The sequence below is a fragment of the Pseudomonadota bacterium genome, from assembly GCA_027624955.1.
In the GTDB taxonomy this organism is placed as follows: domain Bacteria; phylum Pseudomonadota; class Alphaproteobacteria; order UBA828; family UBA828; genus PTKB01.
The window spans coordinates 1-14095 of the sequence record JAQBTG010000059.1 but is presented as its reverse complement, the minus strand read 5'-3'; the positions used below and the strand labels follow the sequence as shown (position 1 = coordinate 14095).

11 protein-coding genes and 1 tRNA gene are annotated in these 14095 nt (G+C 57.1%); 8 read left to right on the top strand and 4 right to left on the bottom strand.

From position 1 onward, the window contains the following. Nucleotides 1-57: 57 nt before the first annotated feature. The 4 genes from O3A94_16270 to O3A94_16255 form a co-directional block, all read right to left on the bottom strand. Nucleotides 58-132 (bottom strand) — tRNA-Gln (locus tag O3A94_16270). Between the two features lie 73 nt (nt 133-205). Beyond that, nucleotides 206-1336 (bottom strand): acyl-CoA dehydrogenase family protein, encoded by a 1131-nt coding sequence (locus tag O3A94_16265; GenBank protein ID MDA1357809.1) that lies wholly within the window; start codon nt 1334-1336, stop codon nt 206-208. Between the two features lie 12 nt (nt 1337-1348). Further along, the gene (locus O3A94_16260) at nt 1349-2545 is read right to left on the bottom strand and encodes an acyl-CoA dehydrogenase family protein (GenBank protein MDA1357808.1); all 1197 of its coding nucleotides are present in this window, start codon (nt 2543-2545) and stop codon (nt 1349-1351) included. A 1-nt stretch (nt 2546) separates the two neighbouring features. Next, complete coding sequence (locus tag O3A94_16255; GenBank protein ID MDA1357807.1) at nt 2547-4646, bottom strand: 3-hydroxyacyl-CoA dehydrogenase NAD-binding domain-containing protein; 2100 nt, start codon at nt 4644-4646, stop codon at nt 2547-2549. A gap of 177 nt (nt 4647-4823) precedes the next feature. On the opposite strand from O3A94_16255, the gene O3A94_16250 reads away from it, so the two are divergent. From O3A94_16250 to O3A94_16215, 8 genes are all read left to right on the top strand, one after another. Beyond that, the gene (locus tag O3A94_16250; GenBank protein MDA1357806.1) at nt 4824-6062 is read left to right on the top strand and encodes a branched-chain amino acid ABC transporter substrate-binding protein; all 1239 of its coding nucleotides are present in this window, start codon (nt 4824-4826) and stop codon (nt 6060-6062) included. Nucleotides 6063-6170: 108 nt separating this feature from the next. Next, entirely contained in the window at nt 6171-7118 is a 948-nt protein-coding gene (locus O3A94_16245) for a branched-chain amino acid ABC transporter permease (GenBank protein MDA1357805.1), read from the top strand. Beyond that, the gene (locus O3A94_16240) at nt 7115-8392 is read left to right on the top strand and encodes a branched-chain amino acid ABC transporter permease (protein ID MDA1357804.1); all 1278 of its coding nucleotides are present in this window, start codon (nt 7115-7117) and stop codon (nt 8390-8392) included. Before O3A94_16245 ends, O3A94_16240 begins: the two co-directional genes overlap by 4 nt. Continuing rightward, the gene (locus O3A94_16235) at nt 8389-9138 is read left to right on the top strand and encodes an ABC transporter ATP-binding protein (protein ID MDA1357803.1); all 750 of its coding nucleotides are present in this window, start codon (nt 8389-8391) and stop codon (nt 9136-9138) included. The genes O3A94_16240 and O3A94_16235 overlap by 4 nt, the downstream gene beginning before the upstream one ends. A gap of 1 nt (nt 9139) precedes the next feature. After that, on the top strand, nt 9140-9835 hold the full coding sequence (locus O3A94_16230) for an ABC transporter ATP-binding protein (protein MDA1357802.1): 696 nt from the start codon (nt 9140-9142) through the stop codon (nt 9833-9835). Between the two features lie 510 nt (nt 9836-10345). Beyond that, nucleotides 10346-11659, top strand: a complete 1314-nt coding sequence (locus O3A94_16225; protein MDA1357801.1) for an integrase arm-type DNA-binding domain-containing protein — start codon at nt 10346-10348, stop codon at nt 11657-11659. Next, nucleotides 11659-12192, top strand: coding sequence for a hypothetical protein (locus tag O3A94_16220; GenBank protein ID MDA1357800.1), 534 nt, complete (start codon nt 11659-11661; stop codon nt 12190-12192). The genes O3A94_16225 and O3A94_16220 overlap by 1 nt, the downstream gene beginning before the upstream one ends. 453 nt (nt 12193-12645) lie before the next feature. Then, entirely contained in the window at nt 12646-14085 is a 1440-nt protein-coding gene (locus O3A94_16215) for a toprim domain-containing protein (GenBank protein MDA1357799.1), read from the top strand. The last annotated feature ends 10 nt before the right edge of the window (nt 14086-14095 follow it).

Genomic DNA, 14095 nt, shown 5'->3' with positions numbered 1-14095 from the left:
ATGATCGACGCACAGAAAAAGGCCGCTGGAGAGATCTCCAACGGCCTTTCTGCGAATTGGCTGGGGCGGGAGGATTCGAACCTCCGGTACACGGAATCAAAATCCGATGCCTTACCACTTGGCTACGCCCCATCGCTGGAAACTGAGGCTTCTATCACAAGTGCCGCCGCCGTCCAATGCGGTGTTGGCCGTGGATTCACCGGTTTTACGCGGCTGACAGGCGGGCGAAGCGGCGGCGGTGGTGGTCGGTGTTGCCGAACAGGGTTTCGATCATGGCGAGGCGCTTGAAATAATGGCCGACCGCGAGCTCGTCGGTCATGCCCATGCCGCCATGCAGTTGCACCGCTTGCTCGCCGATTAGTTTTCCCGCTTTGCCGATTTGTACTTTGGCGGCGCTGGCGGCACGGGCGCGTTCTCTCGCACCTGCGGCCGCGACAGCGCCCGCCGCGCGATAAGTGAGCGATTTTGACAATTCATGCGCCATATACATGTCGACCAGTGCGTGCTGCAAGACCTGGAATTTGCCGATCGCCACGCCGAACTGCTTGCGGCTGTCGACATAGGCGCGCGTCATTTCGTTCAGCGTTTGCATGATGCCGACGGCCTCGGCACAAACCGCGATGATGGCATTGTCGATCACGGCTTCGATGACGCCATGGGCTTGGCCTTCGGCGCCCAACAGCTCGCCAGCGGCCTCCGTCAAACTAACTTCCGCCGCGCGCAGGCCGTCGATGGTGGGGTAGGGACGCAAGCTAAGCCCCGGCGTGTCGCGGGCGAGCAGAAACAGGCTGATGCCGTCCGTCTCGCCAACTGCCCCCGAAGTGCGTGCCGAAACGATGATCCGCTCGGCACTGGCGCCGTGGAACACCACGCTCTTGTGGCCGCTTAGGTTATAGCCGCCGTTCTTCTTTTCCGCCCGGGTTTCGACATGCGCGAGGTCGTAGCGCCCGCGCGGCTCGGCATAAGCGAAGGCCAGCATCAGCTCGCCCGCCGCCAGCCCCGGCAGCAGTGCCGATTTCTGCGCATCATTTCCGGCCGCAGTGATCAAACCGCCGCCGAGCACTACTGACGCCAGATAAGGCGCCGGCACCAGCCCGCGCCCGAATGCTTCCATCAGCACGGCGCCGTCCAGGGCCGAGCCACCGAGACCCCCATGCGCTTCGTCGAGTGCCAGACCAAGCCAGCCCAATTCTGCGAAACGCGCCCAATGATCGCGGCTGAAGCCGTCGTCGCCGGCGAGCAGGGCGCGCCGCTGGTCGATGTCGCATTCTTTGGCGACGAAATTATCGACGCTTTCCTGAAACAATATTTGTTCGTCGCTGAGGGTAAAATTCATAGCGTCGGTCCGCTAAAGCCCGAGGACCATCTTGGCGATGATATTTTTCTGAATCTCGTTGGTGCCGCCATAGATCGACGCCTTGCGCCAATTGAAGTAGTGCGGCGCGATGTTGGCTGCATGTTCGGGCCCGACAGGCGCTTCGTTCCAGCCGGCTTCGCCTGCCTCGGCGATATAGGGATTGGCGTAATAGCCGATCGCCTCAAGCGCGAGCTCGCTCAGACGCTGCTGAATCTCGGTGCCTCGGATTTTCAAGATCGACGCTTCGGCGCCCGCCGTGCGCCCCGCCGCCTCGTCCGCGACGATTCGCAGAACCAGCGATTCAAGCGCCAGAATATCGATTTCTAAATCCGCCATCTTGTCGGCGAACTGACCGTCCTCTGCCAGGCTGCCAGAGCCTGATGGTTCCGCCGCGGCAATCACTTTGAGCCGGCGCAGCTCCTGCTTTGAGCGGCCGATAGCGGCAATACCAGTACGCTCCAGGCCAAGCAGGAATTTGGCGTAAGTCCAGCCCTTGTTTTCTTCGCCGACGCGGTTGGCCTGAGGCACACGCACGTCATCAAGGAAGACATCGTTGATTTCGGCGCCGCCATCCAAGGTGCGGATCGGCTTCACGCTGACCCCTGGCGAATGCATATCGATCAGCAAAAACGTGATGCCTTCCTGCGGCTTGCCCTCAGCCGAAGTGCGCACCAGGCAAAATATCATGTCGGCATATTGCGCCAGCGTGGTCCAGGTCTTGGCGCCGGAGACGATATAATCCGCGCCGTCCGCCACCGCCTTGGTGGTGAGTGAGGCCAGGTCTGATCCCGCGCCCGGCTCCGAATAGCCCTGGCACCACCAGTTCTCGCTGCTGAGAATGCGCGGCAGATAATGTTCTTTTTGTGCCGCGTTGCCGAAGGCCATGATCACTGGCGCCACCATGGCAAGGCCGAACGGCATGATGCGCGGTGTCGAGGCAAACGCCAATTCTTCTTCAAACAGATGGCGCTGCAACGGCGTCCATCCGGTGCCGCCATGCTCAACCGGCCAATTGGGTGCCAGCCAACCCTGCTTGAAGAGAATTTTCTGCCAGCGCACATAATCGTCTTTGCCAAGTCGCTGGCCCCGCTCGACTTTGGTTTTGATGTCGCCCGGAAGCTCGGCCGCGATGAAGTTGCGGACCTCTTTTTGAAACGCTGCGTCGCCGCTCGAGAGCATGATCTCCACGCTAGAGGTCTCCAAAGCCTTTGCCGGCTGTGGCCAATTCAGCCAAGAGCGGTGCCGGTTTCAACCATTCGCCTTGCTCATCATAAAGCTTGCTCATGACCTCGTAGATTTCCTTGAGACCCACCGTGTCGGCGTAGAACATCGGCCCGCCGTGCTGACGCGGAAAGCCGTAGCCATAGAGCCACACCGTGTCAATATCGCCGGGGCGCTGGGCCAGGCCTTCGGCTAAAATTTTTGCACCTTCATTGATCAGCGGGTAAATGCAGCGTTGTATAATCTCGGCTTCGTCGATCGGCCGGCGTTGATATCCCAATTCTTCTGACACTTTGATGATGATTTTTTCGATTTCCGGATCGGCAATCGGCACTCGGCTACCCGGCTCGTAGCGGAACCAGCCGGCCGAAGTTTTCTGGCCGTAGCGCCCCATTTCGCAAATGCGGTCGGCGATCGGCGAGTAACGTAAATTGCTCGGCCGCGCGGCAGCGCGCGCCTTGCGGATCTGCCAGCCGACATCGAGCCCGGCCATATCGCCCACGGCAAACGGGCCCATCGGAAAGCCGAAATCAAAAAGCGCTTTATCCACTTGCTCCGGCAGCGCGCCTTCCTCGAGGAGGAAGTTCGACTGGCGCGAATAAGCATAAAGCATGCGATTGCCGACAAAGCCGTCGCATACGCCGACCAGGACGCCGACTTTGCCGAGCTTCTTGGCGAGCGCCATGGTGCTGGCTATAGTTTCGTCCGAGGTTTTCGCGCCGCGCACATTTTCCTGCAGGCGCATGACATTCGCCGGGCTGAAAAAATGCGTGCCAATAACTTTCCCCGGCCGCTTGGTCGCCGCTGCAATCTCATTCACATCCAAGGTCGACGTGTTGGTGGCGAGGATCGCGTGCGGCGGACATACCGCGTCGAGCTTGGCGAAGACTTCTTTCTTGGCATCCATTTTCTCGTAGATCGCCTCGATCACAATATCCGGGTCGCCCAAACCATCGAAATCCGTGACGCCCTTAATTAACGCCATGCAGCCATCCATCCTGTCCTGAGAGATGCGGCCTTTGGCGACGCTGGCGGCATAATTGGCGCGGATTATCCCCAAGCCCTTTTGCAACGCTGCATCTTCAACCTCGAGAATATTTACCGGAATGCCGGCATTGGCGAAATTCATGGCGATGCCGCCGCCCATGGTGCCGCAGCCAATCACCGCCGCGCGGTTGATCTCCTGAGTTGGTGTATCCCTCGGCAGGCCGTCGACCTTGGCGGCGCCGCGTTCGACAAAAAAAGCGTGGCGCAGCGCTTGTGACTGAGTCGAGACCACCAGCTTCTTGAAAGTTTCGCGCTCGAAGGACAGTCCGGCATCGAATTCCTGCGTCAGTGACGCTTCGACACATTCCACCGCGGCGTAGGGCGCGTCGAGCCCGCGCGCCTTGCGCGCCATGGCCTTGCGATAATCGTCAAACAGTTGCGGATGGTCCTGCGCGATGCCGCGCTTGTCTTCGCGTGCTCGGGTCGGGCGCAGCGCCGCTTCACCGGCCGGCAGACCCTCGCAAAACGACACCGCCGCCTGCACCACATCACCGTCGGCCAGTCCATCGACCAGACCAAGCGCGTGCGCCTTATCTGCTTTGATTGGCTTGCCGGTGACGATCATGTCTAGCGCTGCGGCGACGCCGATAACGCGTGGCAGACGCTGCGTGCCGCCGGCGCCGGGGATAATACCTAGGCTCACCTCCGGCAGGCCCATGTTGGTGCCGGGAACGGCGACGCGGTAGGCGCAGCCGAGCGCCAGTTCCAGCCCGCCGCCCAGCGCGTTGCCGTGAATTGCTGCGACCACCGGCTTCTTCGCCTGCTCGATCATGTTGATGATCTCTGGCAGTGACGGCGGGGTCATGGATTTCGGCGTGCCGAACTCGGTGATATCGGCACCGGCCGAGAACATGCGGCCGGCGCCGGTCAGAACGATGGCCGCGATGTTGGGATCGTCCGCCGCCGCCTTGAAAGCTTCCGCCAGCGCCGTCCTCAGCGCCAGGCCGAGACCGTTGACCGGGGGATGATCTAGCGTGAGTACGGCCGTCTTGGAAATTCGAGATGTTGTGACCGCGCTCATTGTGGTTCCTCTGACATACAGCTTTATTGCCTCTCCTGCGGAGGGAACGTACACTTAATTAAGGGTAGTCGCCAAGAAGGGCCTGTCTCTAATTGGTCTCGGGCGAAACGCCGTAAAAGAATTTGAACCAATTTTGGGAGGCAAATTGTCATGCGAATATTAGGGATACTTGCCTGTTTGACGGGCTTAGTCGTGGGCGGCTTTTTCGCCGTGGTGAATAGCAGTGCCAACGCCGCCGATACAATCAAAATCGGTTTAATCGAGCCGCTTTCCGGTCCGATTGCGGCGGTCGGTATAGACGCTCAGCAGGCCTTCGAAACCGCCGCCGAGCAGATCAACGCGCGAGGCGGCGTTCTTGGTGGACGCATGCTGGAGATCGTGCCGCTCGACAACGCCATGAGCGCCGAGAAAACCACCCAACAATTGAAAAATGCAGTGGATATCGGGCTGAAATATATCATTCAAGGCATCGGCTCCAACCACGCTCTCAACATCATCGAATTCATCAACAAGAACAACAAACGTAATCCCGACAAAGCCATGATGTTTCTCAATCATTCGGCGGTGACGACGGCTTTCACCAACGAATTATGCTCGTTCTGGCATTTCCGTTTCGATGCCAATGTGGACCAAAAAGTGGCTGGGCTGGTGACGCAAATGAGCCGCGACAGCAGCATCAAGAAGGTCTACATGATCAACCAAAATTACGGCTACGGTAAGTCGTTCCAGGCGGCGGCACACGCCATCATTGGAGAGCGAACGCCGAATATTGAAATCGTCGGCGACGAGTTAATCGTGCCGTTTGGCAAGGTGCAGGATTTCACGCCGTTCATCGCCAAGATCAAAGCGTCGGGCGCCGATACAGTCCTCACCGGCAATTGGGGTCCCGATCTGGTCCGTTTGGTTAAGTTCGCGGCGGGCGCAAATCTACCGGTGCAGTTCTACACAATCTATGGCGGGCTCACGTCTTCGGTGGCTGGTTATGGCGCCGACGCGGCGAAAATTTCCCTGAAGCAGGTCAACGAGTTTCACGAGAATCACGCGGACCTTTCCGCCGATTCGGTCGCTTTCGCGGATGCTTATTTGGCCAAATATAAGGACACCTGGTATTCCGACCGCCAACGTTGGCTGATCGAAATGCTGGCTATGGCTATCGATAAGGCCGGCAGCGATGATCCCATCGCGGTAGGCAAGGCGCTTGAGGGCATGACCTTTCAGGGCCCGCTCGGCGAAGTCGAGATGCGCGCATCGGATCACCAGATCCAAATGCAGCTCATGGTCAGCACGCTTTCCGGAAAATACGCCCGTCCTATTATGTACAAAGGCAACGACTTTCACATGGCCTTCGCGAGCGACGGTGTGATCAGCCGGGAAGACACCACCCTGCCGACGACTTGTGATATGCAGCGGCCGTAGAAAGCCGCAGCAAGTCCGGAGAAATACCCGGTCCTCCGCTAATGGGGCGGAGGACCGGTGCCTTCTTGCACCACATGCATGGCACCCCTTGGTGCGCCGGGAATAATTTTGGAAGTCTTCGTATTTTCACTCTTTAACGGCGCCCTCTACGGGATGCTGCTGTTCCTGTTGGCCAGCGGCCTCACGTTAATTTTCAGCATGATGGGGGTGCTGAATTTCGCCCATGCCAGTTTCTTTATGCTGGGCGCCTATTTCGCTTATCAAATCGCCGATCATGTTGGTTTCTGGCCCGGCCTCATCGTCGCACCCATTCTGGTCGGTGTGTTCGGCGCGGCGGTGGAACGATATGCGCTGCGCCCGGTGCACCGCTTTGGTCATGTGGCGGAACTGCTGTTTACCTTTGGTCTTGCCTTCGTCATCGAAGAAGTGGTGCAAATGATATGGGGCAAGGTGCCGGTCCCGTACGACGTTCCCGCCTCCCTGAACGTCGCCGCTTTCGTCTGGCAGGGCCTCGATTATTCCGCCTATCGCCTGTTCATGCTGCTTATTTCGATCGGCATTTTCGTCGCGCTGTTTTTCGGCCTGACACGCACCCGCATCGGCCTCATCATCCGCGCCGCACTGACCCATCCCCACATGGTGGCGTCGCTCGGTCATGATGTGCCGAAAGTCTTCATGTGGACGTTCGGCGTCGGTTGCGCGCTAGCTGGTGTAGCCGGTGTCCTCGGCGGCAACGTGCTCGGCACCGAGCCCGGTATGGCGATCCAGTTGGGGCCGATCGTCTTCGTTGTCATCGTCGTCGGCGGGCTCGGCTCGCTCGGCGGCGCGCTGATCGCCTCGCTGTTGATCGGCATTCTCAACAATATGGCGATATCCTACGATTTCTCGCTCTATCCAATTTTTGCAGTGCTTGGGGTGGAGCGCGAGGCCGATGGCGTTCTCGCTGATCTCGTCAATTTGACCACCGGCGGCATCGCACCGTTGGTGCCGTATCTGCTGCTCGTCCTGATGCTGATCTTCCGCCCGCGCGGCCTCTTTGGGACGCGTGACGTATGATGATGCCTACTGTGCCGAGCGCCCAAAAAATTAGTGTTGGCGCGTTGCTTATCGCGCTCCTGATCATCTTGCCGTTGATCGTGAACTCCGGATTTGCCCTCACCGTTATGAGCCAGGGCGGGGTGGCGATCATTCTTGCTCTCGCCTTCAACATGCTGCTCGGCCAGGGCGGTATGCTCTCGTTTGGACATGCGATCTATTTCGGCCTTGCCGGATATGTCACGGCACATGTGCTGAACGGCATGGCGAACGGTGATCTGCCCTACGTGCCGGTATCGCTGATTCCTCTTGCGGGCGGCATGGCCGGGTTGTTTTTTGGAATATTGATCGGCTTCGTCTCGACGCGCCGCGCCGGTACCGCCTTCGCCATGATATCGCTCGGATTTGCCGAGTTGGCGACCGCACTCACATTGATCATCGTGTTCTTTTTCAACGGTGAAGAAGGCGTGCAAACCGACCGTTGGGTGCGCGAAGAATGGTTCGGCATCACCTATGCCCCTGATATCCAGGTCTATTATCTGATCGCCGTCTGGTGCGTGATTGCAACGCTCGCCATGTACGCGATCACGCGCACGCCGTTCGGGCGAATGTCGAATGCGGTGCGCGACAACCCTGAGCGGGTTCAGTTCATCGGCTACAATACCCACCGAGTGCGGTGGCTGGCTTTTTCACTGTCTTCCTTCTTCTCCGGGCTGGCCGGTGCACTGCATGCGATAAATCTCGAGCATGTCGGATTTGAGACTGTGGGCCTTGCCCGCTCGGCGGTCATTCTGATCGCCGTCTATATCGGTGGCACGAGTCATTTCGCAGGGCCCATCATAGGCGCTATTCTGATTACATTGCTGAATGCTTATCTGAGCGATATCACGCCAGCTTGGTATCTTTATCTTGGCCTGATCTTTGTCATCATTGTGATGTTTGCGCCGGGCGGGATCGCCGGCTTGATCATGATGCACGATCCGATCCGCCGCGCCGCGCCGAGCTTACTGCTGTGCCTGCTACCCGCCTATGGTACGGCGCTGTGCACGAGCTTGGTCGCCCTGGTGGGCAGTGCCGGATTGATCGAGATGCTTTATTTCCTCAGCACTACGACCACAGAGAATACTCTTTTCACCCTCTATGGGATTTCCTTGGACACAGCGGATTTCTGGCCATGGCTGGTGTGTACTGCGCTCGCCGCCGCCGGTGTGTTCGGCTGCTCGCGGTCCTATCCGCGCCTCGCGGAATCCTACGGCGCGGCGATGCATGAAGCACGGGCGGCGGTGGCGTCATGACCGCTGCCATCGAATTTCGCGGCGTGCAGAAAACCTTTGGCAACACCGAAGTGATCCGCGGCGTTGATCTCGCCATTGCTAAAGGCGAGATTCACGCCGTCATCGGCCCCAACGGCGCCGGCAAATCGACCCTGTTCAATCTCGTGACTGGGCGCCATCACGTGAGCCGTGGGCGCATCGAGTTGAATGGTGAGGACATCACCAACCGCGCGCCCCATGACATTTACCGCAAAGGCCTCAGCCGCAGCTTTCAGGTCACAAATATTTTTGCCAATATGAGCGTATTTGAAAATGTGCGCTGCGGCCTGTTGTGGAATCTCGGCTACCGTTATTCCTTCTGGCAATTCGTCAATCGCCGGCGCGATTTACGCGAACGCGCCGAGTCGGTCCTCGAGCAGACTGGTTTGACCTCACGCCGCAACATGCCGGCCGGGTTGTTGTCGTATTCCGACCAGCGCGCACTGGAGATCGCCGTGACCATTGCAGGCGGGGCCAAGGTGGTGCTGCTCGACGAGCCGACTTCGGGCATGAGCGGTGCTGAGACTGAACAAGCAGTGGCTTTGATCCGCGATATTTCGGCGGCCCGCACCATGATCATCGTCGAGCATGACATGGGCGTCGTGTTCGATTTAGCCGACCGCATCTCAGTGCTGGTTTACGGCCAAGTCATCGCTACCGGCACGCCCAAGGAAATTCGTGCCAACGCCAAGGTGCAGGAAGCCTATCTCGGCACCGAGGCGGGCTGACATGCTGGAAGTCCGGGACCTGCACGCCTATTACGGCAAGAGCCATATTCTTCAGGGTGTTAATCTGGATGTCGGCGAGGGTGAAATCGTCAGCCTGCTGGGGCGGAACGGTGTCGGCCGCTCGACTACCCTCAAGGCCATCATCGGCGAAGTGCGGCCTGAGGGCTCAATCTTATTCAAAGGCGAAGAACTGGTAGGGCGCAAAAGCCATGTTATCGCCCGCAACGGTCTTGGCTATGTCCCGGAGAATCGAGATATCTTTCCGACCCTTACGGTCCGGCAAAACCTCATCCTCGGGCAGAAATCCGCGCGTAAGCAGGGCCGCTGGTCGATCGAAGACGCCTTCGAGCTGTTCCCGAATCTACGCGAACGCGCCGACATCTCCGCCGGCGTGCTGTCGGGCGGCGAGCAGCAGATGCTGACCATCTGCCGCACCATGATGGGCGACCCAGATTTGGTGATGATCGACGAGCCGACCGAAGGCCTGGCGCCACAAATCGTCGAGCGCGTCGGCCGCTTGATCGAGGAAATCGCGGCCCGCGGCGTCGCCATCCTGCTGGTCGAACAAAAGCTCACGATCGCGCTTGGCATTTCAGCGCGAATTTACGTCATGGGCCATGGCCGCATCGTCTTCGAAGGCACGCCGGAGGATTTGCGGGTCAACGAGCGAGTCCGCAAGGAGTGGCTGGAGGTCTGAGCCCGCGGCCGAATTTGAGCTCTGCCATATGACTGCAACAGAGGCGCTAGCGCGATTACAGGCCGCATACACTTTCGCCCGTTGAATTCCTCGCCGCGCTTATTGCCCGTAGCCAGGACATCAACCGGCAGTTCAAAGCGCTCTGTTATTCCATCTACGAGCGGGCGCGCAGCGAGATCAACAAGGTCGAGGCAGAGTATCCATTTGGCGCCACATGGTTTGGATATTCTGCGTCCAACAGATGATCTAAGATTGGCCGCAATGGGTGATAAATTATATCTAAACCCAATAAATTAATTGGTGGGCGCAGCAGGGCTCGAACCTGCGACCCGCTGATTAAGAGTTACATGCTACTAGACAATTTTAGCTAACATATCAGAGCATCCATATTCCTGTACCCCTTCACTTCATTGACATTTGTCGGTATCTCGCTAACATACGCGAACATAAGGCGACACGCCATAGCGCATATTTTGTCGCCTAGGTGTCGCCTAGTGAGGAGCCGCTGATTTGCCGAAACGCGCAACAAAAGATTTGACCGATGTAAAGATCCGTAGCGCCAAACCCGCTGATTCTCAGTACGAGGTTTTCGACCGCAGTGTGGGTGGATTCGCGTTGCGAGTATCGCCGAGCGGCAACAAGACATTCGTCGTCAACTTTCGCTGCAACGGTAAGAATCGGCGCATGAGTTTGGGCAATGCTCTCGTCATGCCACTGTCGAAGGCCCGTGAAGCAGCGGCGACCGTCAAGGCAAAGGCCAAAAGTGGAATTGATCCACTAGATGAAAAACGACGGCAAGAAGTGAATCAGCGCGACGAGCAGCAGGCCGAGAAGCGACGGGACGAACACAACTTCGCTGCAGTAGCGGATCTGTATATACGGCGCTATGCGCATGGCGGCGGGAAAGTCCCAAACAAGAAGTCTTGGCGTGAGGACGAACGTATCCTGGCGAAGCATGTAACCTCAGTCTGGGGTGATCGGCGCATTGATGATATCGGGCGCGCCGACGTGGTCGCTCTGCTCGACACAGTCCAAGATGGTAGCGGCCTCTATATGGCAAACCGCGTCCTGGCGACCGTCCGCAAGCTGTTCAACTGGGCACTTGTCGAACGGGCACTGCTTGAGGTCACGCCAATTGTCCCTGGCATGGCGCGGAAAGGAGAGAAAAAACGAACCCGCGTTTTGAACGAAGATGAGATTCGATCAATGTGGGCGGCAACAGACGATTTGAGTTATCCGTTTGGCCCCCTCTTCCAATTACTTTTAGCCACCGGCCAACGCCGAGATGAAGTCGCTAACGCTCGGTGGTCGATGATAGATATGGATGAGGCTCTCTGGACAATAGCATCGCTGGATACAAAGGCAGATCGCGGTGACCACCTTGTACCACTCAATTCCGTAGCTATGAGTATCGTCACTGCTCTACCTCGTATTGACAGCAGCGACCTTCTATTTCCGACGTCCTCAAATGCAAACAGGGCAGTATCGGGCTTCTCAAAAGCCAAGGTTCGGTGTGATCAGTCAACCGCTTCTGAAGATTTTTCCAGGGCAGGAATGATCCCCGTCAGTGACTGGCGGCTTCACGACCTGCGCCGCACGATGGCGACGGTGATGGAAGATGAACTTCGCATCGCGCCGCATGTGATCGGTGCCTGTCTCAACCACGACCCCAAATCGTATAAAGGCATAACCGCGACCTACACCGTCGGTCTTTTGCTGGACGATCGCCGACGGGCGCTTGATGCCTGGGGACAGAAGTTGGAAAGCATACTGAACCCTGGCACGACTGAGAACGTTGTGCCGATGAAGAAGGTTGAGAAGTGATGGCTAAAGAATCTTCAATAATAGATGAGTATTTCGCACTACGAAAAGCGCGAATAAAAACCTGTAAGGAGATGCCAACCCAATTTCGGGAAATTTATTACCGCGCACTTATGGAGCACGCCTCAGGTCATTCAGAACTACATCGAGAAATGGCCTTAGAACTGGCAAATGCTTTAAAAGATATTATCGCGGGTACGGCCAACGATCTGCTATCTCCCGAAACGCGCTCAGTGGGAAAAAGTGGCAGAACGCCAACCGAGGAGTCCTGCGTAAAGGATGCCGTAGCGTACCGTCGAGCCGTAGAAAGTAAATTGATCGAGGATCGCCACCCCATCAAGACGATCTTAAAGGCTTTTGGTGGGGACGACCCGATGAATGGCGGCATATCGAGAAGTACAGTGATCAAATGGATGAAGGATCCACGCTTCAATACGATTGAACCTAGGCCCATCGAACCGGATCTTATCAAATTTCTATTAGAAAAGGCTGGGGAAGTTTATAAACGAAAATTTAGTAAAAAAGCACGAATATAAATAGCTTATCAAGAGTCGAAATACAGGATTTCGCCACAAGTGTGTATCTAAAAGGCCTCTTCGTTCCACAGGTACATTACTGTTTAAACGTGTTCTACCTCCGAATCATTGGCTAACAGAATGACGGAGGTTACAACATGCGTGTACTTAAGATTGATGCCGTGGCGACGCGCGTTTCATTCCATCCCGTACATATCAGACGACTAGTCAGGAGTAGCAAGTTCCCTGCTCCCATCCGGCTCGGCGAAAACCGTGTCGCATGGATCGAGGCTGAGATCGACGAGTGGCTTGAGGGGAAGCGCCAAGAGCGTGACGCCGCGATATCGAAGTCGGGGGTGCGGAGATGAGTAGTTTGGAGTTCAAGTCGCAGGCTGAATTACCCAATGCAATCTCACGCGCCTCGCATGATGAAATACCAGACACTCCGCCGCTCAGAAACTGGGGTGATGCCCCATGACCTTTCAAGCACCTCCGCCATGTGAGCCACGAAATCCTCGCCGGCAGCAAATCCCGATCGAAAAGATTGATGCGCAGCTTAGGGAGCACGTACAGGATTTGGTCGAACATCTGCGTCCACCAGAAAATCCTGGGAAGCGGATCGGTACAAGAATTGAATACGGAACCAAGGGGGGCCTAAAAGTCGAGGATTCCGGCAAAGACAAAGGCCGCATCACGCCTTTTGACGGCGACGGAAAAGGTCGCTCTCCGATTCAATTTATCCAGTATGAACTGGATCTCGACAAAGCTGAGGCCATTCAATGGGCAAAAGATTGGCTGGGGGTCTCAGATGAATCTTACCGACGGAACCACGGGGTCAGAAAAAGGCCGCGGGAGGACCAAGCAGAAGAGCGGCAACAGCAGGAGGCGGAAGTTACCGCCGACAAAGCTAGACGCACTGAATCTGCAATTGCAATTCTGAATAAGACCCAAGATGCGGCGGGGACACATGTAGCGTCCTATCTAAGAGCGCGTGGCATCGCGTACGTGCCTGCGGCATGCCGTTATCATCCCGCGCTGAAATATTTTCACGATGGCAAATCATTTGGGGAGTGGCCAGCTCTGGTATTGCCGGCGACGGATATTGCTGGAAACGTGAAAGCTATCCATCAGATCTATCTGGACAAAGAAATACCGGCGAAGGCGTCACTGCCGAATCCCAAGAAAACGCTCGGGCCGTTAGATGGTGCTGCGGTGCAATTCCCAGGACCGAACGATTGCCCCTTAATGCTGGCTGAGGGTCCTGAAACTGGCCTCAGCGTCTGGCAGGCGATGGGCTGGGAAACATGGGTAGCACTAGGATCAATCGCCAAGCTTGCCGAACATCTTCCGCTCGGCCGTCGGGTCATCGTTGCTCGTGATGGCGATGAACTGGGAAGCCCGAGCGACAAGATGTTGCGCAGTGGCGTTGATGCAATGATCAAGCGCGGAATCGATGTGAGGGTTACAACTCCACCGCTAGGCCAGGATTTCAACGATGTGCTTCTTGCCGGCGGTAACGATGCCGTCCGCGCACTAATCGAGAATGCTGTGCAGGCAAGCCCCTTAGTTTCTTACCCTGCCACTTCAGAATTAGACATTAATACGGCGCGGCTCCAAACCCGCCAGGCCGTCGATGATTTCATGGATGAGGCGGCAAGATTCAACGCTGCGAAGATAAAAGAAGACCGGAGTGCTGGCATTGTATCCGTTGGGCCGGAACCTGTGCCACCGGTCCACGCACTCAAGATAGACCTCGGAGTTGGTAAATCACGTGCCACCGTTGAAGCACTAGCTGACGCGATCCGTAGCGGCGCTATTGGAACAGCGTTTTATTTCGTACCGTTACATGTGCTGGCGGATGAACTAGTCGCGCAGTGTCCGTCGTCATATAATTTGGAACAATCTACGGCCTGATCTAAAGGAG